The organism is Deinococcus multiflagellatus, assembly GCF_020166415.1.
In the GTDB taxonomy this organism is placed as follows: Bacteria; Deinococcota; Deinococci; order Deinococcales; family Deinococcaceae; genus Deinococcus; species Deinococcus multiflagellatus.
The window spans coordinates 1-21,909 of the sequence record NZ_JAIQXV010000035.1; the positions used below are offsets into that span (position 1 = coordinate 1).

Below are 21,909 nucleotides of genomic sequence, written 5' to 3' on the forward strand. Positions count from 1 at the left end.
GACTTGCGAGATCTGTCAACACCCATGCGCAGATTCTTCCTTGACGATTCAGAGCAACGGAAAAATGCCGATGGAAGCGGGGTTTTGCCAGAGCCTCCTCTGTTCTTCCGTCCAGCGTTTGAGCCCCAATGCCCTGCCATCATGATGGGGATGAAGCGTCCTCTCGTTTGGCTGGGGCTGGGCCTGAGTGCTTCGGTGGCGCAGGGTCTGTCAATCGACACCGTGTCTTCGGGTGGCTCGGCCTACACCGTGGCAACAGTTGATCTGCAGCGCGACCGCCTGGAGCTTCACTGGCAGAACCCCACGACCCGCGCGCCTTACACCACCTTTGAGCAGTTGCGTGCCCGGCTGGCCAAGGAGGGACGTACGCTTCTCTTTGCCACCAACAGCGGCATCTACGCCCCAGGCCTGAAGCCTCTGGGCCTGCATATCGAGCAGGGGCGCACGCTGGTCCCCCTGAACCGTGCCCAGCGGGGCGGCAACTTTGCGCTGGTGCCCAACGGCGTCTTCTGGGTGGCGGGGCAACGCGCGGGGGTCAGCGAAACGGGCGTGTTCGCGCGCAGTGGCGTGCGGCCCACCTTCGCCACCCAGTCCGGTCCTCTGCTGGTGCAGGGGGGCCGCCTGCACCCGGCCTTTCGCAAATCGGGCACGTCATTCAAGGTGCGCAGCGGGGTTGGGGTGTGTACGGACGGCCGGGTACGCTTTGTGATCAGTGGGGCGCCCGTCAACTTCTATAGCTTCGCCCTGTTCTTCCGGGACACGCTGCGTTGCCCGGACGCCCTGTACCTGGACGGCAGCATCAGTGCCTTTGCCACCGCGCGGGGATCGAGTCAGTTGGCGCCCTTTGCCGGGATCTGGAGCGTGAGTCGATAGGAGCAGCGCCTTCAGTGCCAGCTTCCCACCGCCCACATCAACTTGCACGCCAGCAAGAAGGCCTGAGCACACAGCCCAGGCCTCCTTTCTCAGATCAGCAGCGGTTATTTCACCGTCAGGTTGATGGTGCGCAGGGGTTCGGCGTTGGGGGTGCCCAGCGGACGAACCTCGTAGGTGATGGCGCCGCGGCCGGGGCGGCTCTGGTAGCTCCAGCCACAGGTGACATCCAGCGGAATGTCCTTGCGGCCAATCACACGCTCGCCGCGGCGCACCGTCACCGAGTAGCCCTGGCCTTCACCCACGCCGCCGAAGCGGAAGGGTTCGCGCACTTCCTGGCCATCGGCCATGCTGAGGGTAAAGGTCTCGGTGCAGCGCTGTTCACGCTCGCCGGTCAGGGCGCCCACCGTCAGCGCCACACTGCCCAGCGCCTCGCCAGCGGGGGTCTGGACCGTGTAGGTCTGCTGGCCGGCAGCCGGGCTGGGCACGGCGAAGGACCACGTCCCGTCCTCGCCCACCTGGAAGCTGCCCAGGCTGGTGTCGCCCTCGCGCAGTTCCAGGGTCTGCCCAGGCTGGCCGGTGCCGCGCAGGGTCACCGTGCCCGCAGGCACTGAGGCGTTCGCCGCCGGTTCGGTGATAGAGAAGGTGCCGGACGTCGCAGGCTCGGTGGGCGCCGTACTAGTATTGGCCTGCCCCTCGCCCACGGTGAAATTCAGCTCGGCGCGGCCTTCGGGGTTGGTGGTCTGGGCCACCAGGGTTTGCGGGCCGGCGCTGAGGTCAGGCACCTCGGCCTGCCAGGTGCCGTCGCCGCTCACGGTGGCGGTGGCCACCTCCTGCTCGCCGCTGCGCACGCTCACCTGCGCCCCAGCAGGACCGGTGCCGCGCACGGTCAGGGCGCCAGGGGCGACTGTTTCGCCGGCCGCCGGGGCGGTGAACGCCAGATCGGTGGCGGGCGCAGTGGTAGTTGTGGGCGGCGCCTGCACGGTGTCACGGCCACCGGGACGCTGCAGCAGCCAGCAGCCGCCCAGGGTCAGCAGCAGGAGCAGCAGGGCCCAGGGCCACCAGGGCCGGCGCCGCTGGGTGCGCTCATGGGACGTGATGACGGGAGCGGGTGGCACAGGGGCGGCTGGCGTGGGGTTGGGCGGTGCAGGGGTATGCGTCACCGGCGCGGGATCGGTGGGGCCAATCACTGTGGTGGTCGTCACTTCTGGCGTGTGGGCCACAGCCGCCGCCCCAGCCACCGCAGCGGTGCCCAGCGTGGACAGCAGCAGGGGCCGGCCCCGCAGGCCGCCCAGCCACTCGGCGGCATTGTCGCCGGTCAGGCCCAGCTGCCCCATGCGGCTGAGCAGCAGCGGCAGGGCGAGGTGCAGCAGCCGGGTTACCAGCGCGGGCGCGGCACCCGTTTCCTGGGCGGTCAGACGGGTCACTTCCTCGGCCCGCGCGCCCAGGAGTGGGGGGGCCAGGAGTTCGCCGGCCTGCTCGAGATTCTGCGCGCCGCCGGGTTCAGCCAGCGCGGCCTCCACACTGCTGAAGGCCGGCAGGGTGCCCACCGCTTCAACGAGGTGGGCGCGGCCCTCGGCCCCCGAAGCCTGATCGGCCAGCGCGTCGAGCTGCCGGGGCAGACCAGCGGCCAGCACGCGGTGCACCAGGGCGCTCTCCGTGCCCAGCACCCGGGCCAGGGCCGACACGCCGTCTTCAAAAAAAGCCCCCAGTCCTTCTGTGACCATTGCGTTCCTCCTGACTCCGCTCAGCAGGCGCGCAGCACCGACCCTGTGAACCAGGGGACGGCGCGGCTCAGCCCGTTGGCAGGATGAGCTTCACCGTACCCGCCCCCGCGCTGCACTGCATTTACGAAGCCTTGAAACCCTGTCATACGGCTTCCGTCCATTTCCGTAACATCCAGAAAAGAACTGGATGTTCCCCGCCTCCGGCGCTGTGCCAGCCCAATTCCCGGAAATCCGTCCTTTTTCCTTCTCCCTCTGCTGCGCAGCTGGATCAGTCCGGTCGAAAAAATCCCGTCAGGTATGACGGAATTTTTCGGAAGCCGTATCAGAGATCGAGCACAGAGGAATGTGGTGGGCTCTTTTACTGTGAAAGCCAATGAGGGCCGGTTGCTGGGCCACGTTTCATCCAAAAGGGCCGACGAAAAGGCCCTGCAGCTTCTCCAGTGAAGGCTCCGGGGGCCGTCACGAGGGCCAGCGCACGAGCACTCAAGCCTGACAGCGGTATTCCGTTACGCCCTGGGGAGAAAAGCACCCCCTCAACTCCACGCCAACCGCTGTCTGTCGCGGTCACTCGCTTCGCTCGCCCCACATCACCTGAAGGTAAACCCTTCAGGTGATGTGGTTACCGCTATGACTCATCGCCGCGATGCTCAAAAAAAGCCGCCAGGGCACCCGTCCCCGGCGGCCTTGCGCACTCCTGCGCTCAGATCTGGCCCTCAAAGCGGTCGCGGTGAACCACGTAGGCCAGCCCCAGGGTGGACAGGGTGCTCACCAAGCTGCTCAGGCCATAGCTGATCAGCGGCAGGGTAATACCGGTCAGCGGCAGCACGCTGAGGGCCGCGCCGATGTTCTCGACGACCTGAAAGCCAATCTGGCCCAGCACGCCCGCAAACAGCACCTGATCCTGCAGGCGGGGCGCCTCGGCGGCCATGCCCGCCAGCCCCAGCAGCAGCGCCCCGTACAGCAGCAGCACGATCACGCCGCCCACCAGCCCCTGTTCTTCCAGCCAGGTGGAAATGGCGAAATCGGTGTGGGCCTCGGGCAGAAAGCCGTTGTGCGACTGGCTGCCCTGCTTGTAGCCCTTGCCCTGCAGACCGCCCGAGCCCACGGCGATGGTGCTCTGTATCACCTGATAGCCCGCGCCCCGGGGGTCCTTGTAGGGATCCAGGAAGATGGTCAGGCGTTTTTGCTGGTAGGGCTCCAGGTGTGGGTATAGGACTGTCGGCACGGCCACGCCCACGGCCAGCACCGCCAGCAGCGCGTGCCAGCCTGGAATGCGTGCGGCCAGCAGCATCACCCCGAACATCACACTCAGGACCATCGCCCCGCCGAAATCCTGAATCACCACGAGGCCCACGGCTGGCAGAAAGACCGCCAGCGCGCGGGCGTAGGTGCCCAGCCCCTTGTAGCCTTCGCGCAGCACCAGCGCCAGCATCAGGATCAGGGCAAATTTCAGGATTTCCAGCGGCTGAAACTGCAGCGGCCCCAGCATGATCCAGTTGCGCTGGCCGTTCACCTCCTTGCCAATCACGAAGGTGCTGGCCTGCAGCGCCAGCGCCAGCGCGAACAGCTGCGGCGCAAAGCGGTAGATGCGGTCGCGCCCGGCCCACCACAGCAGCCCAATAGGCAGCGCCGCCAGCGCCACCCCCAGCAGCTGCTTGGGAAAGACGCCCGCCGAGGCCCGGGGCGACAGGGCCGCCGTGCTGACGGTCATCAGGCCCACCACCAGCAGGGCCGCGATGATGATGGGAAAACGCAGGTCGTACTTCACGCCTACAGGCTACGGCGCCCGCCCATGACCTGCATGGGAACGGCGGGGGACTACTGGGGCAAGCGGCCCTGACGTAACCACGCCGCTTCCTGCGCGCCCTGCGGGGCGTGGGCCTCGGCCCAGCGGGCGGCGCCTTCAATGTCGTAGGGCACGCGGCGAAACTGCACGTTCCACAGCCCCCGGTGCCGTTCCAGCAGCGCCCAGCGGGCGGACGGATCGCCCTGAAACTGCCGTGACACGGCGCCCACATTCACGAAGGTCACGCCCCCTTCGGCCACCAGCGCCTCGCGGTGGGTGTGGCCCACCAGCACCACGCGCACGGCCGACCCGCCGGCCAGTTCCGCCAGCAGCGCCGGGCCGGGCCGCAGGCGGGGGGCCTCGGGCGCGCCTTCAAACAGCAGCGCGCGCCAGGGGTCCTGCGGGTGGCCGTGGGCCAGCAGCACCTCGCCGTCTCCAACCTGGGCTGTGGTGGGCAGGGCGCCCAGCCTCTCCGGCACGTCCGCGGGCAGTTGCGCGCGCACCCAGGCGGCCTGCTCGGGGTCGCGCTCTGGCCAGCGCCCGGCCACCAGTTCATCTGTGTTGCCGCGCACGGTCGGGGGCACAAACTCCTGCTGCAGGGCCCAGGCCAGCGCCGGATTGGCCCCGCCCCACACGGTATCCCCCAGGTTCACGGTCAGGTCGGGGGCCGCCGCGTGGAGGTCAGCCAGTACCGCTTCCAGGGCAAAGGCGTTGCCGTGGACATCGCTGAGCACCGCCAGCCGCATGCTTACTTGCCCCGCGCCCCCGGCGGGCTTTCATCCAGGGGAATGTTGGCCATCAGGACCACCATGTCGCCGCGCTGCTCGATTTCCACCGAGCTGTTGCCCGTGGGAAAGTAGCGCCGGACCACTTCCAGCAGGTCGTTGCGCAGGGCGTCCACCTTGCCCGGGGGAATCTGGGCGCGGTCATAGGCCAGCACCAGCTCCAGGCGGTCTTTCAGTGTTTCTTTGGTGCGGCCCCGCTTCATCCAGGAAAACATCTCAGGCCCCCCCGAACAGGCGGCGCAGGGCCGCCAGGAAGCCCCGGTCTTCCTCGAACTTGGGGTACGGCACGTCCTCACCTTTCAGGCGCCGGGCGGTGGCCATGAACGCCTCGCCCGCCTTGGTTTTGCCCAGCACCGCCGGCTCGCCCACGTTGGTCGAAACGATGATGCCCTCGTCCTCGGGAATGATGCCGATGGGTTTAACGCCCAGAATGTCAAGGATGTCGGCTTCAGAGAGCATGTTGCCGCTGGCCACCATCTTGGGACGCAGGCGGTTGATCACCAGCCGGATCTCGCTGACCTGCTGCGCTTCCAGCAGGCCAATGATGCGGTCGGCGTCGCGCACGCTGGACACTTCGGGGTTCACCACGACCAGGGCGCCCTGGGCGGGGGCGGCGGCCGTCTTGAAACCGGACTCGATACCGGCGGGACTGTCAATGAGAATGCGGGTAAAGCCTTCCTGCTCCACCAGGTCGCGCACCACGCCCTTGAAGACTTCGGGGTCCAGGGCGTCTTTGTCGCGGGTCTGGGAGGCGGGGAGCAGGTACAGGTTCTCCACGCGCTTGTCGCGGATCAGGGCCTGACTCATGCGGCACTTGCCTTCCAGCACGTCCACCAGATCGAACACCACGCGCGACTCCAGGCCCATCACCACGTCGAGGTTGCGCAGGCCCACGTCCACGTCAATAACCGCGACCTTCTCGCCCAGCTTGGCAAGCGCCGCCCCAATGTTCGCGGTGGTCGTGGTTTTGCCCACGCCCCCTTTGCCGGACGTGACCACAATGACCTTGGCATTCATGCTGAGGGGCAGTGTAGCGCGAGACGGGGGGGCCGAGCAGGCATGTTTGTGGGCAATCCCACACCCGGGACGACTGTCCCCCGGCCCAAAAGTCAAGCGAACTTGCGGCGCACCCCATCCAGTGCGTTGCTAGCGTGCCCGGTGGAGGCATCATGAAACTGCGTCATACTTCCCTGCTGCTGCTGTCCCTCTCTGCTGGTCTGGTGGCCTGCCGCCCCACGCCTGCCCCCGATCCCCTGGCGGCCTACACCGGCCAGACCCTGAACTGGACCGCCTGCGATCCCACCATCCTGGGCGAAGACCAGACGAAGCTGTTTGGGGCGCTGGGCGACCGCCTGCGCTGCGCCGACATGACGGTGCCCGCCAACTGGACCAAGCCCAACGGCACCTCCATGAGTGTGTCGCTGATTCGGGTGGCCGCCGCCAACCAGAGCAAGCGCCAGGGCGCCATTTTCTTCAATCCCGGTGGCCCCGGGGGCGACGGCCTGGCCTTTGCGCCCTACTACGCCAGCTTCTGGGAGAACGAGAAAAACCCTCTTCCCAACGCCGAAGGCCTCAAGCAGATGGCAGGCGAATTCGACCTGATCGGCTTCTCGCCGCGCGGTGTGGGCGCCAGCAGCCGCCTCTACTGCGGCAGCAATGAACTGGCGGATCCCATCAACCCCCCGGCGGCGGACCGCAGCGAGAAGAACATTGCGGCCCTGATCCGCTACGGCAAACTGACCGCCCAGGCCTGTCAGAAGAACCCCATCACCCCGCTGATCAACACCGATGCCACCGCCCGCGACCTGAACCTCGCGCGCCAGCTCATCGGCGACCAGAAACTGAACTACATCGGTTACTCCTACGGCACGTGGCTGGGTTCGTGGTACGCCAAGCTGTTCCCGGAGCACACCGGGCGCATGCTGCTGGACGGCAACATGTCCTGGAACGAGAGCATGGAAGATGCCTTCGGCCTGCAGCCTGCCGCTTTCGAGCGCGACTTCCGCGACTCGGTGGCGCCGTACCTGGCCCGGCAGAACGAGGTGCTGGGCCTGGGCGACAGCGGCGCCAAGGTCTACGCGGCCCAGAACAGCCTCAGCGAGCCGCTGCGCAGCATCATGGGCAACTACATTGCCCAGCTGATGTATGGCCGGGATCAGCTGCCCTTCATTGGCCTGCTGCTGAAGCCCGCCGTGGTGATTGACGGCGTGATCAAGGCCAACCCCCAGGCGAGCCTGGAAGAGCTGTTGGCCCTGAGCGCGAAGCAGACCTACTTTCCCATTCCTGAGCTGAACGCAATGGGCGCCGAGCTGGCCCAGATGTTCCTGTTCCAGCGTGACCAGGCGATGCGCCCCACGCCCTTCCCGGTGGAAATGGGCAGCTTCGAGTCCACCTTTACCGCCATCACCTGTAACGACACCCCCTGGAAGCAGACCCTGGCCGGCGCCCGCGCCCGGGACGACCAGGACGCCAAGAACTACCCGCTGATCGGCGGCGGTTCGGTGGCCAACGCCTGCTTGCAGTGGAAGGGTGGCCCCAGCGTGCAGAAGCCCGGCGTGCCGGCCAACATGCCCCCCATCCTGATGCTGCAAAACGAACTGGACCCCGCCACCCCCCAGGAAGGGGCCCTGCGCGCGTTGAACTCCACCCCCAGCGCCAAGATGATCTTTATTGACGACGAGCCCCAGCACGCGGCCTTCCCCTACGGGACCACGTGCGTGGACAAGCCGATCATTGACTACTTCCTGACCGGCAAGATGCCCGAAGGCAAGATGACCACCTGCACGGCCATGCCCCTGCCCATGGAAGACAAAGTGGTGCCGGTCAAGACCCTGAGCGTGCAAAGCGGCGCGCTGTGCGTGGCCCAGCCGGGCCTGAGCGCCCAGTCGCTGAGCGAACAGCGCCTGACGGTGGCCCGCACCGAGGCCCGCCGGATCATCGAGGACAATGCCCGCGCCTTCTTCCTGCCCAAGGTGGGCACCGGCCTGAAGCCCGAAGCCCTGAAGATCCAGAACTGCCGCTAATAAGGATTCCGGTTCATCAGTTGTGGAACAACTGGTTAACCCGACCGGAGGGAGCAGGAACAACGGCGACGGAGAGGAGTGGAAGCACCGCAGCGAAGCGCAGGGGCTGAAACGGATCATCCGGAACCCGTAATAAGGGGCTCACCCCGCCCTGTGATCTGATTCCACCCTCAGCTCAGCCCGCCGCGCTACAGTGGCGGGCTGAACTCTGTGCCCCCAGGCCCTGGGCGCGGCGCACGAGCAAGGAGCGACCATGACACAAGCCGTAACGCCCGCCCCGGCGACGAGTGGGGGCACAAAAAAGGTGGGGTTTATCAGCCTGGGCTGCCCCAAGGCGCTGGTGGACAGCGAGCGGATTCTGACCCAGCTGCGCGTGGAGGGCTACGAGGTGGCCCCCAGCTACGAGGACGCCGACGCGGTGATCGTGAACACCTGCGGCTTTATCACGCCCGCCGTGGAAGAGAGCCTGAACGCCATTGGCGAGGCACTGGATCATGGCGGCAAGGTGATCGTGACCGGCTGCCTGGGCGAGCGCCCCGAGAAAATCATGGAGCGCCACCCCAAGGTGGCGGCCATTACCGGCAGCGAGGCGGTGGACGACGTGATGGGCCACGTGCGCGAACTGCTGCCCATTGAAACGGACGCCTTTACGGGCCTGCTGCCGGTGGCGGCCCCCGGCATGCGCCCCGAGCGCGAGGCCACCCGCCACGGCGACGTGTTCGCCCCCAGCGTGAAGCTGACGCCCCGGCACTACGCCTACGTGAAAATTGCCGAGGGCTGCAACCACACCTGCTCGTTCTGCATCATCCCCAAGCTGCGCGGCCTGCAGGTGTCGCGGGACGCGGGCGCGGTGCTGTACGAGGCCTTCCGGCTGATTGCGGGCGGCACCAAGGAACTCATGATCATCTCGCAGGACACCAGCGCCTACGGGGTGGACGTGCGGTACCGCGAAAGCGAATTCCAGGGCGAGCAGGTGCGCGCCCACCTGACCGATCTGGCCGCCAAGCTGGGCGAGATGGGCGCCTGGGTGCGCATGCACTACATCTACCCCTACCCGCACGTAGAAAAGCTGGTGGAGCTGATGGCGCAGGGCAAGATCCTGCCCTACCTGGATGTGCCGCTGCAGCACGCCAGCCCCAGTGTCCTGAAGCGCATGCGCCGGCCCGGGGCGGGCAAGCAGCTGGACACCATCCGCCGCTGGCGCGAGATCTGCCCGGAACTGGTCATCCGCTCCACCTTTATCGTGGGCTTCCCGGGTGAGACGGAGGAAGAGTTCCAGGAGCTGCTGCAGTTTCTGGAAGACGCCCGCCTGGACCGTGTGGGGGCCTTTGCCTACTCCGATGTGGAGGAGGCCGACGCGAATCGGCTGGACGGCCCCGTGCCCGAGGAAGTCAAGCAGGAGCGGCTGGCCCGCTTCATGGAAGTGGCCCAGCGGATCAGCGCCGAGAAGCTGGCCGAAAAGGTGGGCCGGGTGATGGACGTGATCGTGGACGAGTTCAACGATGACGAGGATGACCAGCCCGGCACCAAGCTGATTGGCCGCACCAAGGGCGACGCCCCCGGCATTGACGGGCAGGTGTATGTGTACGCCGGGGACTTCGCCGGGCAGGTCAAGATCGGCGACATCGTGCGCGTGCGCATTGAGGATAGTGACGAGTACGACCTCTACGGCGAGGTGGTCGAGAAACCGGCCTGGACGCCGAACGTGCCGCAGCTGGGGCATTTCGGGCGGCACTAGGGAGCGCTTTCGCGCCCGGTCTAAGAGTCAAAAGGTCGCGAAAAGATGGGGCTCCGGAGGCATATTTCATCGCAAGCCTCTAAAATTGGAAGGGAATGCAGACGCTCCCCGAACTCCTCGGCGCAGCCAATTTTGGCTCCGCCGCTTCCATTTTTGGCACGACCGCCATCAATGATGTCAACGACCGCCTCATTGAGAAGAACGGCAAAACTTACGTGAAATGCCTCGTCCGGGACAAGGACGTGCAGGCCAAGCAGGAAGAGGTGGTGCGCCAACTCTGGCTCCACCGCCTGCTGCACCACTACGGATATCCCAAGGGCCGAATGACCGTCGAGTACCCGGTGACGTTTGGGCGAGATACCAGCAAACGCGCCGACATCGTGGTCTTCGACAAGGACGACCCCACCGCACCGTACATCCTGGTGGAGATCAAACAGGGCAAGCTGAAGGATGGCAAAGACCAGCTCAAGTCCTACACGCTCGCCACGGGAGCGCCGCTGGCCCTGTGGGGCAACTCGGCGCAGGGCGTGACATGGAACCGGCGCAACCACAACACCTTCGTCGAGATTCCCGACCTACCCACCAACGCCCAGACCATCGAGGAGATCGTCAGTACGCCCTGGACCATCCAGACGCTCATCGAGAAGGAAGAGGAGCGCGACCGGGCCGGAACCCAGGCCCGCAGCCTGCGGGACCTGATCGAGGACATGGAAAACGAAGTCCTCGCCAACGCGGGCGTGGATGTGTTCGAGGAAGTGTTCAAGCTCATCTTTACCAAGCTGTACGACGAGATGAGCAGCTACCGCACCAGGCACAAGGCGCTGCGGTTCAGAAACAGCAACACCGCCGCCAGCCTCAAAGACCAGATTCAGAAGCTCTTTGATGAGGCCCGCAAGAAGTGGCCCGGCGTCTTCCCCGAAGACGACCGCATCCGCCTGAGCGCCGAACACCTGCAGGTGTGCGTGGGCAGCCTGGAGGAGTGGAAGCTCTTTAACAGCAACCTTGACGTGGTGGACGAAGCCTTCGAGTACCTGGTCAACAAGAGCAGCAAGGGCGAGAAGGGCCAGTATTTCACGCCGCGCTGGGTCATTGATATGGCTGTCAAGATGATGAACCCGAAAGAGGAAGAGACCATCATCGACACGGCGGCGGGCAGCGCTGGGTTCACGGTCCACAGCATCTTTCACGTTTGGGATCAGATCAAAGCCGATCTGGACAAAGACAAGCCCGCTGAGGAAAGGGGAAAATCACACCTCTTCTCGATGGAAGAAAAGGACCGCCGGTTTCACGATTACGTGGCCGAGAAGGTCTACGCCATAGACTTCGACGAAAAAAGCGTGCGCGTGGCCCGCTGCCTGAACCTGATCGCCGGAGACGGACAGACCAACGTGCTGCACCTCAACACCCTCGATTACCCCAAGTGGGACCAGCGGGTGGACGAGGAAGAGTGGCAAGACGCCTACGGTGACGGCTGGCGCAGGCTCAAGCGGCTCCGCAAGGACAAGAAGAGTTACCGACACTTCGGGTTTGACGTGCTGCTCGCCAACCCGCCCTTCGCGGGCGACATCAAGCAGAGTTCGATGCTGAGTCACTACGACCTGGGGCACAAGACCAACGGCAAGGTCGAGAGTGCTGTGGGCCGCGACCTGCTGTTTATTGAGCGCAACCTCGACTTTCTGAAACCGGGTGGGCGAATGGCCGTGGTGTTGCCGCAGGGCCGCTTCAACAACAGCAGCGACAAGCGTGTGCGCGAGTACATCATGGAGCGCTGCCGCATCCTGGCCGTGGTCGGGCTGCACCCCAACACCTTCAAGCCCCACACGGGCACCAAGACCAGCGTGCTGTTTGTGCAAAAGTGGAACGAAGACCCGGATGCTGGCCCGCTGTGCCCCCCGCGTGACGACTACCCCATCTTTTTTGCTACCCAGCAGAAGCCCAGCAAGGACAACAGCGGTGACAAAATCTACGTGACCGATGCCCGGGGCCTGCGCAAGCGCGACAGCCACGGGCACTGGATCGTGCAGCACGATCTGTTCAACCACGAGGGCGAGACCGAGGACGGCATTGCCGAAGCCTTTGCCGAGTTTGCCCGCCGGGAGAAGCTCAGTTTTTTTTAGATCGCCCCTTCGATGAAGCCCGCTACCGGGCACTTCAGGAGGGGCTGGAAATGGCTGAGGTCAGACTGAGTGAGGTCTCCACAGGCAATGCCCAGAAGAGATTTGACCCGGAATATTTCAACCGCGCGGCACTGTTCGCCGCCAAACAGCTTGAAGGCGCTTCAGAGCTTGGCAGCTTGGTTGATTCTGGATACCGAGTTGTCTATGAGAACACAGAGGCCATAGAGGTGAACGAGGAGAGCACTCTTCCCTATTTTCTCCAATCCTCAGACATCACAACGCCTTTTATAAATTCCGAAGGCATGATTCGTGTCGCGGAGTCGGAATGGTTGCGTTATCCAAAAGGCAGGATTCAGCCGGGAGAATTGCTCATCGAAGTCAAGGGCAAGGCAGAAAAAATTGCCATCGTGCCCGAGAAGTTTCCCACCAAAACTCTTGTTACCGGAACCTGTTTCAAACTTACTACCAAGAACGACGATGACAAATATTTGATAGCAACTTTTCTGCTGACAAAGTACGGTCAGGCTCTGAAGGACAGAGCAAAGACCAATCTTCTGGTCAGTTACATTGCAAAGGATGATCTTTACAGTATTCCGATTCCCAGCGTCACGAATGCCTTGCTGAAAGAGATCAAACGTCTCTATAAATCAAGTGAGCTACTGAGAGAACAGGCCCACACCCAGCTCAAGCAAGCCGAGGCCCTCCTCCTCTCCGAGTTGGGGCTGGAGCAGTGGCAGCCGCCCGAGGCGCTGACCTACGAGCGGCGTGCAAAGGATGTGTTTGGAGCGGGGCGGCTGGATGCGGAGTATTTCGCGCCAAAAATCACGGACCTTCTGGGTCGCCTGGAGGCTTCGGGGCAGACCCTCGCGGACATTGCCCCAGCCAGGCACGAGAGGTTCACCCCAACAAAGGGCGAACATTTTCAGTACATCGAGATTGGCGGAGTGAAGGGTGATGGCACCGTCGAGGCCGAAACCGTAGCAGGCGAGGACGCGCCGAGCCGTGCCACCTGGTATGTCCGGGGGGGCGATGTGGTGACTTCCACCGTGCGCCCCATCCGCCGCCTGTCTGCCGTCGTCTCACCTGCACAGGATGGGAACGTGTGTTCATCGGGGTTTGTGGTGCTGGAACCTCTCGGCGTGCCCTCTGAACTGCTCTTGACCTATCTCCGGCTGCCGCACGTCTGCCAAATCCTCGATTTGCGCACGAGCGCCAGCCTGTACCCGGCTCTCTCGGAGCGCGACCTGATGAGTATGCCCATCCCCACGTTTACCCCGGGCACGGTTGAAGCTGTGGTGCGGAGCGTCCGGGAATCGCACGAGAGGCGGGCACAGTCCTCCCAGCTTCTCGACGCAGCCAAGCGGGCCGTCGAAATCGCCATCGAAGAATCGGAGGCGGCGGCGCTGGCGTATCTCTCACGGAGGGCGTTCGATCATGGCGAATAACTATGTTGACAATAAAACCTATTGGGATGACTTATCAGACCTAGATTATATTTCAGCTTTTGTTAAAGCATGGCTTGCATTCAATGCTTGGTATAGAAGTCATTATAACTTAAGTACGGACAGAGAGATTCTCGATCAAATTAAATTTGTGCCTAATCCTATCAAAAACAGGGCAGAGACTATGCTAAAGACCTCTGGGAGTGATAAACAAAAGAGGTTTAAGCCTGATCAGGACGCTTTGGAATTGAGATCAGAAATCGCCCTTCTTCATGACAGACTAGAGAAGCATCCTTTAACGCCATTTGATAAAAAGAGGAGTACGTATAAAAAAATAACTATGACGAATGTTTTCTTGAAAAGAAGAACACCAGCCGTACAATCAACTTCATATAGCGGTTTAACCTATGAGGTGATCCCAATCTTAAGCGGAACACAAATACAAAGGATAACCGTAAAGGTATCTCGTGCCAATGGAAGCCAGGTTAGATTCCTGCACACACAAACAAAATTCGACGAGAACGACTTAACTTCTCAACCTAATTTTGCTACCTCTTTGAATCCCAATCAAATAGGGCGACTTTTAGCTCTATATAGAGAAATCAACCCCTAATGCTTTGCAGATCTCACTAATTTCACTACCGATGAGATAGAATGCGACTCATATACTTTTAAATGTTCATCCGAAGATTTATTCGCGGGAACTATTGAGACATTGTATAATATGAGGTGTATGCTGTTTCACGGAGAACTCGTTCCTTCTCGTGATGCCAAACTTTGCTATGAACCCGCCTATCGTGTATTGAAAAAGTTTTTGACGTTCATTTAGATGAAGTACGTCGCTATCTACATTATAAGTGCTTTTAACTTCTTCCCAACAGGTACTTCACCACGTCTCCCGCCGTGTAGCCGTGCGTCCAGTTGCCCAGCTTAGCCAGATCGTCGCCGCTGGTGAGCAGGGGCAGTTCGCACTCGCCGCCCCTTTGCACCTGCGCGTATCCGGCCATCAGGGCATTGCACAGGCATTTGCGGCCCAGGGTGTCCTCGGCTTTGCCGCCCTTCTGCACGTACTGTTCCACGGGCTCGGCGGGGCAGCGCAGGCCCACCCGTTCGCCTTCCCAGTAGGCTTCGCGCAGGTAGCCGATGTCGCAGATGAGGGTGCGGGCCGCGTAGTGCCCGGGGTCCGAGAGGGTGCTGGGCAGCTGCACCACCTTGAAGCGAAACCCGGTGGGCTAGGCGAGGGGATCGGTAAAGACTGCCCCCCCACCCGCCCGCACGGCAGCCAGGGCCTGCGCGCCCATCTGGGGCCTCAGTCCGCTCTCGCGGCAGTACTGAAACAGGGTGCCCACCTCCAGCGCCCGCCGCAACCCCTCGGGCGAGCCGCTGCGCCCGGCGAGCCAGAAGGGCAGGCCCAGGCGGCGCAGCTGTTCGAGGTCGACGTGGTCGCGCTCGGTGTAGACGGGCCGTCCGGTTTCGTCGTAGCCCACCTGGCCCCGGGGCGTTGTGGCCGCCAGCGGTGGGGCCGTCCACGACGAAGCCCTGAAGGCTCCCGGTGGACTTGCGGGCCAGCACCCCCGCCAGGACGTGCGAGGAGACGATGGCATAGAAGTTCGGGCGGTGAAGGGCCACGCCCCCAAAACCGAAGTCAGCGGGATCGAACGTCAGGGGCACGCTGGCGGAGGGGCTGTCACCTTTCACCTCCACCCGGAAGGTTCCGGCCTGCCCATCGGCGAAGGCGTCCATCACGCCGGGAATCTCGCGCGGAATGCCCGCTCCCATGATCACCGTGTCCACCCGGCGAGCATCGCGCCGTACAGGGCAGGCAGCGTGTGCATGTGCAGCTTGGTCAGCAGGTTGATGCCCATGGGGTTGATGTGCCCCTCGCGCGCCAGGGCCACTTCAGCGAAGCTGCCCAGCAGCGAGAGTTCCCAGGCGGTGCGGTGCGAGGTCATCGTGGGCATCGGCACGCGCCGGTAGGGCTGGCCGCGCGCGCGGCCTCCTTCCCGCAGGTAGGTGTCCACCACCCGCTGCGCCCGGTCAGCGTCCGGAAACTGGGCCAGGGCGCGGCGCATTTGGCCGCCCGGGTCGCCGTCTTGCAGCCGCCGCACGAGCAGGATGTCGATGCCGGTGCCCGACACCACGCCGAGCTGCCCAGTGCGCGAGACGGCCTGGGCCAGGCCCCAGTGGGAGATGGCGACGCCCATCCTGCCCTGAATGACGCGTGGGAGGGGGACGGGAGCGGCGGGCGAGAGGCAATGGGACGAGGCAGGAACAGCGCCGCCACGGGCGCTTTCCTTCTTCCCCACTGTGCGCCTCCCGCCGCCCCGCTCCGTCACCTTTGGAACGCGGTCAAACGCCCGGCTTAGATTCGCGCCCGAACTCCAGCCCGAATGGGCATGCTGCTCTCCCCTCTTCCTTCCTCTCGCTGACGGCTGACCACTGAACGCTGACTGCCCAAAAGGAGTGCCCCTGCCCATGACCCGGCTTCCCTGGACCGTTCTTGGCCTCGCCCTGACCTCCTCGGCGGCGGCGTTCTGCGGCTTTTTTGTGGCCAAAGCGGACAGCAAGCTGTTGAACCGCACCAATCAGGTGATCATCGCGCGACGGCAACCGCAGCGTGTTCACGATGATGAACGACTACAGCGGCGACGTGAAGGACTTTGCCCGGATCGTGCCCATTCCAGTGGTGCCAAAACGCGAGGACATTCGCATTGGCGACCCCAGCACCGTGCAGAAGCTGGACGCCTACAGCGCGCCGCGGCTGGTGGAGTATTTCGACGAGAACCCCTGCGCGCCCCCACCAATGCCCACGCCGACCACCGCCGCCCCCTCGGCCCCGCTGGAAGACCGCGCCGCCGCCCGCGCCCAGGCCCAGGGCGTGAAGATTGAAGCCAGCTACCAGGTGGGCGAATACGACATCCTGATCCTGAGCGCGCAGCAGCAGAGCGGCCTGGCCGCCTACCTGCGCGGCGAGGGTTACCGGTTGCCGGCTGGGGCCGACGGGATGCTGGGGAGCTACATCAAGGGCGGCATGAAGTTCTTTGTGGTGCGGGTGAATGTGCAGCGCTTCGAGAAAGCGGGCGGCGGGTTTCTGAATCCCATCGTGCTGTCGTACACCTCCGAGAAGTTCATGCTGCCCATTCGCCTGGGCACGCTGAATTCGCCCGGCGAGCAGGACCTGACGGTGTACCTGCTGTCGCCCGAAGGCCGCGTGGAAACCAGCAACTACCGCACGGCGCCTATCCCCACGAACAAGGAAGTGCCGCTGCTGGTGAAAAACCAGTTTGGCCCCTTCTACCGCCACCTGTTCCGGCGCGCCTACGAGCGCGAGGGCAAAAGTGTGGCCCTGCTGGAATACGCCTGGAACACCAACAACTGCGATCCCTGCTCTACCGAGCCGCCCACGCCCGAGGAACTGCAGCAGGCCGGCGTGTTCTGGCGCCAGGAAGAGGGCTGGGGCCGCCCTGCCCCCACGCCTGCCGGCAGCGCCCCACCCACTGGCCCGGCCAAGCCCGTCTACCTGACCCGGCTGCATGTGCGCTACACGGCCGCCACCTTTCCCCAGGACCTGCATTTCAAGGTCACAAAGAACCAGAACACCTTCCAGGGCCGCTATATCCTGCGCCACCCGTACAAGGGGACGGCCAGTTGCGCAGCCATGACCACCTACCGCGCTGTCCTGAAGCAGCGCGCCGAGGCCCAGGCGCAGACGCTGGCGAACCTGACCGGCTGGGACATCAACCACATCCGGGCGCGCATGGCCGGGGAACCGTAGCGCCAGGGCGCGCCCTTGTAAGAGTTCGCCCCGTAGACTTGCCCCTGATGAGCCCTGATCTTCTTCTCGTGGTGTTCGCCGGTCTGCTGGGCCTGCTGGTGGGCTCGTTTTCCAACGTGCTGATCTGGCGGCTGCCGCGCGGCGAGAACATTGCCTTTCCGCCCAGCCACTGCCCGCACTGCGACCACCGCCTGGGCGTGGTCGATCTGGTGCCGCTGTTTTCCTGGCTGGCCTTGAAAGGCAAGTGCCGTTACTGCGGGGCACCCATCAAAGCGCGCTATCCGGTGGTGGAACTGCTGACTGGCCTGGGCTACGCCACGATTGCCGCGCTGTTTCCGCCCCTCACGGTGGGCTGGGGCGCGCTGGGGCTGATGGTGCTGCTGACGCTACTGCTGGTGGGCAGCGCCATTGACCTGGACACCTACACCATTCCCGATGAGCTGACGCTGCCCGGCGTGGCGCTGGGGCTGGTGTTTGGCGCACTGAACGGGTGGTGGGGGACCCCCGCCCTACCAGACTTTGCCGGGGCCGTGCAGGGTGCGCTGCTGGGCGCCGGGCTGCTGGTGGCGATCAACCAGTTCGGGTCGTGGGTGCTGCGACGCTTTCGCGAGCGGCAGTTTCCCGAGTTTCCGCTGGGCTACCAGCAGATCAGCCTCGCGCTGCTGGCAGGTGCGTGGCTGGGGCCGTGGTGGGGCGCGGGCGTGGGCCTGCTCTCGGCAGCCGTCAACTTCGCGGCCCGGCGGGTGGTGCGCGTGCCCGAACTGCTCACCCTGGGGGGCCTGCTGGTCAGCATCACCCTGGGCAGCGCGGGCTTTGGCCCCGGCATGATCCTGATGGTGCAGGGCGCCCTGGCCGCCGCCGGCGCCGTGTCGCTGGTGTGCGGCGTGTACTGGTGGCTCCACTGGCGCCGCCACCGCGAGGACGACACCCCCGAAGCCGACGCCCAGAGCGATGCCAGTGCGATGGGCTTTGGCGACGTGAAACTGGCCGCCGTGATCGGCGCGTTCCTGGGCTGGGAGCGCCTACTGGTGGCCGTGGTGGTGGCGGTGTTCGCGGGCGCCCTGTTCGGCCTCGTGCAGATGGCCGCCAAGCGCGAGAACCGCGTGAAATTCGGCCCCTACCTCGCCCTGGGCGCCGTGGTGGCCCTGATCTGGGGCGGCCGACTGGTGGCGGAGTACCGGGGGCTGCTGGGACTGTAGAGGGGTGATGGTTGATGGGTGATGGAAAGGGCGGGTGGGATTGGTCCCCCGCCCTGACTCTTTAGTCCACCTGCACAGGCCCCGTGTGGTTGAGCCACTCTTTCCACAAGCAGACAGGCGTTTCAACCAAGACCCACCATCAACTGTCACCCATCAACCATCACCCCCTTAACTGGTCAGACCAGTCCAGATGCGTTATACTCGGTTCAATTCCCAGCCCCCCGAGGTGCCCATGACGCAGTCTGCTCCGCCGGCCACCCCCCCTCTGCACGCCCTGTTCGAGCGGCAGCGCGCCCACCGCTGGACCGCCGCCCAGACCACGGCCGCCCAGCGTCAGGCGGTGCTGCGGCGCCTGCACGACGCGATTAAACGCCGCCGCGTGGCCCTGGCCGACGCCCTGCGCGCCGACCTGGGCAAAAGCCGCGCCGAGGCCGAAATCACCGAGCTGCACCCCGTGCTGGAAGAGATCGCGCACGCCATTCGCCGCCTGCCGCGCTGGATGGCCACGCGGCGGGTGGACACCCCGGCGGTGCTGCTGGGCGCCCGAAGCGAGATTCAGCCCCAGGCGCGCGGCGTGACCCTGGTCCTGAGCCCCTGGAATTACCCCGTGAATCTGGCCCTGGCCCCACTGGTGGCCAGTCTCGCGGCGGGCAATACCGTGATCCTGAAACCCAGCGAAAAAGCCCCGCATGTGGCCCAGGCACTGGCCGACCTGCTGGCCGAGGTGTTCGAACCGCAACTGGTGGCCACCGTGCAGGGCGACGCGGACGTGGCCCGCACCCTGACCGGGCTGCCCTTTGACCACATCTTCTTTACTGGCAGCACCGCTGTGGGCCGCCACGTGATGCGCGCGGCGGCTGAGAACCTCACCAGCGTGACCCTGGAACTGGGCGGCAAGAGCCCGGCCCTGATTGACGCCAGCGCGGACCTGCGCCTGAGCGCCGAGCGGCTGGCCTGGGGCAAGCTGCTAAATGCCGGGCAGACCTGCGTGGCCCCGGATTACGTGCTGGTGCCCGAAGCGCAACGGGACGCCCTGCTGCTGGCCCTGGACGAGGTGATTGCCCGGCGCTACGGAGACCGCGCGTGGCTGCGCGCCGGGCCGGATTACGGCCGCATGGTGGACGCCGCCAGTGTGGAGCGCCTGGAGCGCCTGACCCGCCAGAGCGTGGCGGCCGGCGCGCGGGTGGTGCGTGGCGGCGAATTCAGCCCCGCCGAGCGCTTTATTGCCCCCACCATCGTGGCCGACGTGACCCCCGAGATGCCACTGATGCAGGAGGAGCTGTTCGGCCCGGTGCTGCCCGTGCTGACCTACCGCACGCTGGATGAGGCCCTGGGGCTGATTCGCCGTCTGGATACGCCGCTGGCCCTGTACCTCTTCACGGGCGACGACGCCGTGACGCGCCGGGTGCAGCAGGACACGACCAGCGGCGGCATGGTGGTCAACGGCACCGTGGTGCACCTCACCAACCCACACCTGCCTTTCGGCGGCGTGGGCCCCAGCGGCATGGGCGCCTACCACGGCGAGCACGGCTTTCTGGCTTTCAGCCACCAGCGCGCGGTCCTGACCGAGCCCACGCGCAGCCCTGTGCGCTTTCTGTACCCTCCCTATGGCCGCCCGGGGCCACGCTTCGTGGCCTGGGCCCTGCGCCTGCTGGAACGCCAGAGCGGCCCGCGCGAGTAGCCCGCGTGCAGGACCTCATACGGCTTCCGAAACATTCCGTCCCGCGTAACGGAATGTTTTCGACCGGAGGGAGCAGGAAAGACTACGGCTTCCCGGGAATTGAAGGAACATCCTGTTCTTTCCTGGATGTTCCAGAAATGGACGGAATCCGTATGACCGGCGCGGTCACCGCTGGGGGCCGCTCCAGCCGCTTCGGTTCGGATAAGGCGCTGGCCCAGGTGGACGGGCACACCCTGCTGGAGCGGGTGTGCGCCAGCCTGCGCGGCTGCTCCACCCGCCTGATCGTGGCCCCACCGGAGCGCTACGGGGTGCCGGGCTGGGCGGTGGTCCCCGACACCCGCCCTGGCCAGGGCCCGCTGGCCGGTCTGGAAGCCGCGCTGGGAGCTGCCCCGCCCGGCTGGGTCGCCTTTGCCGGCGTGGACCTGCCCGATCTGACGGCGGCGTACTGGCAGGCCCTGTGCGCGGCCCGCACCCCGGATGCCCTCAGTGTGCAGGCCCTGGACCCAGAAGGACGCCCGCAACCCCTGGCGGCGCTGTACCACACGGCCCTGAAGCCCCGGATTACCGCACTGCTGAACAGCGGCGAACGGCGCTTACGGCTGGCGGCTCTGCCGGAACACACGGTCCTGGTGCCGGGCCTGCCCCCCCTGCGGAACGTCAACACCCCGACCGATCTGCAGCAATAAAAAAGCCGCCACTTGGGCGGTTATGCCAAAGAAGATAGCGCCTTATGCGCGAAGCGTCAAGGCTATGCAGCGGTTGGCCGTGAACTTCCGAGAAGCAGCGCACGGGCCTCCCCTCCACCTTGAAGCGGCACCGAGCAGCCCACGTGCCATCCACACCTCCCTTGGCCTCTGTGTACGTTGGGCCAGCCGACGGTGGTTTCACCCATACTTCGCTTTGTGCGCCTTTTTCAGCCGGGCGTACTCCTCATTGGCTTCGGCCTCGTCCCATTTGGCTTTGAAGATGCGGGCGGACTCGGCCTTCACCGGGTCTTCCGGGGTGCGGGGCAATTCAGGGCGGCCGTGGGCGCCACTCTGGCCCTTCTTGTCGGCCGGCACGGGGCCGTCGTACTTCTTGCCGCCCTTGTGGTTGGCGTAGCGCCGCGAGCGGGTAAAGCCCATCTGCAGGAACTTGCGTGCCATGTCGGCTCCCACAAAATCTCCGGCACTTAGGTAATCCAGAAACATTTGGTAAATCGTCTCGCTGCTTTCCCGGGCCACCTCGGGCGTGGCAAAGCGCCAGTGCGGCAGAATCTCGCCCTTGTACGGCTGAACCAGCAGCACACCCTGCTCACCCACCCCCACCCGGTACAGTTCAGGGTGTGCGCGCAGGTCCAGCGTGCGGTAGTCGAGGGAATAGTCGAATTTCGGCATAAAAGGGTGATGGTTGATGGTCGAAGGGTGATGGTGAACGGTTTTCGTCCGTCAACCCTCACCCTTCACCCATCCACTCAGTTCATTCGCTCGTCGTCAATGATGGCCTGCAGCATCCAGCGGATCTTGTCCACGGTGGCCGCGTAGCCGTTGTAGAGGTCGGCGGTGGCGGGGTCGTTGGCGTCGTCCACGGTCTGCGAGTCGTCGCGGTAGCCCCGGCCCACGCGGGTCAGGTCGGCCACCAGATCGGCCACCTGGGTGCGGGCGTCGCGCACGGTTTCGGTGGGCACCGTTACGGCGCTGTAGCGCTCGATGTCGGCGGGCGCGGCGATGGGGCTGCCACCCAGGGCCACCAGGCGCTCGGCCTGCTCGTCAATGGCGGGGAAAATT

At 64.8% G+C, this 21,909-nt stretch carries 19 protein-coding genes and 1 pseudogene; 10 read left to right on the forward strand and 10 right to left on the reverse strand.

The genetic code is table 11. From position 1 onward, the window contains the following. The first annotated feature begins 150 nt into the window (after positions 1-150). Positions 151-873, forward strand: a complete 723-nt coding sequence (locus K7W41_RS22650) for a phosphodiester glycosidase family protein (protein WP_224612767.1) — start codon at positions 151-153, stop codon at positions 871-873. 104 nt (positions 874-977) lie between these two features. On the opposite strand, the gene K7W41_RS22655 is transcribed toward K7W41_RS22650, so the two are convergent. The 5 genes from K7W41_RS22655 to minD form a co-directional block, all read right to left on the reverse strand. Then, a complete protein-coding gene (locus tag K7W41_RS22655) occupies positions 978-2,597 on the reverse strand; it encodes a DUF937 domain-containing protein (RefSeq protein ID WP_224612769.1) in 1,620 nt (539 codons plus the stop codon). Positions 2,598-3,297: 700 nt separating this feature from the next. Continuing rightward, the gene (locus K7W41_RS22660; protein ID WP_224612770.1) at positions 3,298-4,365 is read right to left on the reverse strand and encodes an FtsW/RodA/SpoVE family cell cycle protein; all 1,068 of its coding nucleotides are present in this window, start codon (positions 4,363-4,365) and stop codon (positions 3,298-3,300) included. A gap of 50 nt (positions 4,366-4,415) precedes the next feature. Beyond that, positions 4,416-5,129: a metallophosphoesterase family protein gene (locus K7W41_RS22665; protein ID WP_224612772.1), complete on the reverse strand. Its 714-nt coding sequence runs from the start codon at positions 5,127-5,129 to the stop codon at positions 4,416-4,418. A 2-nt stretch (positions 5,130-5,131) separates the two neighbouring features. Further along, on the reverse strand, positions 5,132-5,383 hold the full coding sequence (gene minE / locus K7W41_RS22670) for a cell division topological specificity factor MinE (RefSeq protein ID WP_224612774.1): 252 nt from the start codon (positions 5,381-5,383) through the stop codon (positions 5,132-5,134). A gap of 1 nt (position 5,384) precedes the next feature. Then, positions 5,385-6,185, reverse strand: coding sequence for a septum site-determining protein MinD (gene minD, locus K7W41_RS22675; RefSeq protein WP_224612775.1), 801 nt, complete (start codon positions 6,183-6,185; stop codon positions 5,385-5,387). A gap of 152 nt (positions 6,186-6,337) precedes the next feature. Here minD and K7W41_RS22680 point away from each other — a divergent pair, with 152 nt between their 5' ends. From K7W41_RS22680 to K7W41_RS22700, 5 genes are all read left to right on the forward strand, one after another. Further along, complete coding sequence (locus K7W41_RS22680; protein WP_224612776.1) at positions 6,338-8,191, forward strand: alpha/beta hydrolase; 1,854 nt, start codon at positions 6,338-6,340, stop codon at positions 8,189-8,191. Positions 8,192-8,444: 253 nt separating this feature from the next. Then, positions 8,445-9,929, forward strand: coding sequence for a 30S ribosomal protein S12 methylthiotransferase RimO (rimO, locus tag K7W41_RS22685; RefSeq protein WP_224612777.1), 1,485 nt, complete (start codon positions 8,445-8,447; stop codon positions 9,927-9,929). A 95-nt stretch (positions 9,930-10,024) separates the two neighbouring features. After that, complete coding sequence (locus K7W41_RS22690) at positions 10,025-12,046, forward strand: N-6 DNA methylase (protein ID WP_224612778.1); 2,022 nt, start codon at positions 10,025-10,027, stop codon at positions 12,044-12,046. A 50-nt stretch (positions 12,047-12,096) separates the two neighbouring features. Then, complete coding sequence (locus K7W41_RS22695) at positions 12,097-13,491, forward strand: restriction endonuclease subunit S domain-containing protein (protein WP_224612779.1); 1,395 nt, start codon at positions 12,097-12,099, stop codon at positions 13,489-13,491. After that, positions 13,481-14,101, forward strand: coding sequence for a hypothetical protein (locus K7W41_RS22700; protein ID WP_224612780.1), 621 nt, complete (start codon positions 13,481-13,483; stop codon positions 14,099-14,101). The genes K7W41_RS22695 and K7W41_RS22700 overlap by 11 nt, the downstream gene beginning before the upstream one ends. A gap of 250 nt (positions 14,102-14,351) precedes the next feature. On the opposite strand, the gene K7W41_RS22705 is transcribed toward K7W41_RS22700, so the two are convergent. The 3 genes from K7W41_RS22705 to K7W41_RS22715 all read right to left on the reverse strand — a co-directional run bounded on the left by K7W41_RS22705 (position 14,352) and on the right by K7W41_RS22715 (position 15,692). Beyond that, positions 14,352-14,699 carry a hypothetical protein gene (locus K7W41_RS22705; protein WP_224612781.1) on the reverse strand — a complete coding sequence of 116 codons (348 nt, stop codon included), beginning with the start codon at positions 14,697-14,699 and terminating at the stop codon, positions 14,352-14,354. Between the two features lie 21 nt (positions 14,700-14,720). Further along, positions 14,721-14,975, reverse strand: a complete 255-nt coding sequence (locus K7W41_RS22710) for a hypothetical protein (RefSeq protein ID WP_224612782.1) — start codon at positions 14,973-14,975, stop codon at positions 14,721-14,723. Between the two features lie 294 nt (positions 14,976-15,269). Continuing rightward, positions 15,270-15,692 (reverse strand): hypothetical protein, encoded by a 423-nt coding sequence (locus K7W41_RS22715; RefSeq protein WP_224612783.1) that lies wholly within the window; start codon positions 15,690-15,692, stop codon positions 15,270-15,272. 404 nt (positions 15,693-16,096) lie between these two features. Between K7W41_RS22715 and K7W41_RS22720 the strand changes: the two are divergent. The 4 genes and pseudogenes from K7W41_RS22720 to mobA all read left to right on the forward strand — a co-directional run. Next, a pseudogene (locus K7W41_RS22720) lies at positions 16,097-17,263 on the forward strand (DUF2330 domain-containing protein); the annotation flags it as partial. 47 nt (positions 17,264-17,310) lie between these two features. Beyond that, a complete protein-coding gene (locus K7W41_RS22725; protein ID WP_224612786.1) occupies positions 17,311-18,462 on the forward strand; it encodes a prepilin peptidase in 1,152 nt (383 codons plus the stop codon). Positions 18,463-18,694: 232 nt separating this feature from the next. Next, on the forward strand, positions 18,695-20,143 hold the full coding sequence (locus tag K7W41_RS22730) for an aldehyde dehydrogenase family protein (protein WP_224612788.1): 1,449 nt from the start codon (positions 18,695-18,697) through the stop codon (positions 20,141-20,143). 137 nt (positions 20,144-20,280) lie between these two features. Then, a complete protein-coding gene (gene mobA, locus K7W41_RS22735) occupies positions 20,281-20,829 on the forward strand; it encodes a molybdenum cofactor guanylyltransferase (protein ID WP_224612789.1) in 549 nt (182 codons plus the stop codon). Positions 20,830-21,027: 198 nt separating this feature from the next. Here mobA and K7W41_RS22740 read toward each other — a convergent pair whose 3' ends face one another. After that, the gene (locus tag K7W41_RS22740; RefSeq protein ID WP_224612790.1) at positions 21,028-21,519 is read right to left on the reverse strand and encodes a DUF4385 domain-containing protein; all 492 of its coding nucleotides are present in this window, start codon (positions 21,517-21,519) and stop codon (positions 21,028-21,030) included. A 77-nt stretch (positions 21,520-21,596) separates the two neighbouring features. Then, positions 21,597-21,909, reverse strand: a 313-nt coding sequence (locus K7W41_RS22745; protein WP_263490042.1) for a ferritin-like domain-containing protein, incomplete at its 5' end; no start/stop codon positions are given.

Bases quoted from the DNA above. Each gene is read 5' to 3' on its own strand.
- K7W41_RS22650 (WP_224612767.1), top strand. From the start codon at position 151: ATGAAGCGTCCTCTCGTTTGGCTGGGGCTGGGCCTGAGTGCTTCGGTG.
- K7W41_RS22655 (WP_224612769.1), bottom strand. From the start codon at position 2,597: ATGGTCACAGAAGGACTGGGGGCTTTTTTTGAAGACGGCGTGTCGGCC.
- K7W41_RS22665 (WP_224612772.1), bottom strand. From the start codon at position 5,129: ATGCGGCTGGCGGTGCTCAGCGATGTCCACGGCAACGCCTTTGCCCTG.
- minE (WP_224612774.1), bottom strand. From the start codon at position 5,383: ATGTTTTCCTGGATGAAGCGGGGCCGCACCAAAGAAACACTGAAAGAC.
- minD (WP_224612775.1), bottom strand. From the start codon at position 6,185: ATGAATGCCAAGGTCATTGTGGTCACGTCCGGCAAAGGGGGCGTGGGC.
- K7W41_RS22680 (WP_224612776.1), top strand. From the start codon at position 6,338: ATGAAACTGCGTCATACTTCCCTGCTGCTGCTGTCCCTCTCTGCTGGT.
- rimO (WP_224612777.1), top strand. From the start codon at position 8,445: ATGACACAAGCCGTAACGCCCGCCCCGGCGACGAGTGGGGGCACAAAA.
- K7W41_RS22690 (WP_224612778.1), top strand. From the start codon at position 10,025: ATGCAGACGCTCCCCGAACTCCTCGGCGCAGCCAATTTTGGCTCCGCC.
- K7W41_RS22695 (WP_224612779.1), top strand. From the start codon at position 12,097: ATGGCTGAGGTCAGACTGAGTGAGGTCTCCACAGGCAATGCCCAGAAG.
- K7W41_RS22700 (WP_224612780.1), top strand. From the start codon at position 13,481: ATGGCGAATAACTATGTTGACAATAAAACCTATTGGGATGACTTATCA.
- K7W41_RS22715 (WP_224612783.1), bottom strand. From the start codon at position 15,692: ATGGGCGTCGCCATCTCCCACTGGGGCCTGGCCCAGGCCGTCTCGCGC.
- K7W41_RS22725 (WP_224612786.1), top strand. From the start codon at position 17,311: ATGAGCCCTGATCTTCTTCTCGTGGTGTTCGCCGGTCTGCTGGGCCTG.
- K7W41_RS22730 (WP_224612788.1), top strand. From the start codon at position 18,695: ATGACGCAGTCTGCTCCGCCGGCCACCCCCCCTCTGCACGCCCTGTTC.
- mobA (WP_224612789.1), top strand. From the start codon at position 20,281: ATGGACGGAATCCGTATGACCGGCGCGGTCACCGCTGGGGGCCGCTCC.
- K7W41_RS22740 (WP_224612790.1), bottom strand. From the start codon at position 21,519: ATGCCGAAATTCGACTATTCCCTCGACTACCGCACGCTGGACCTGCGC.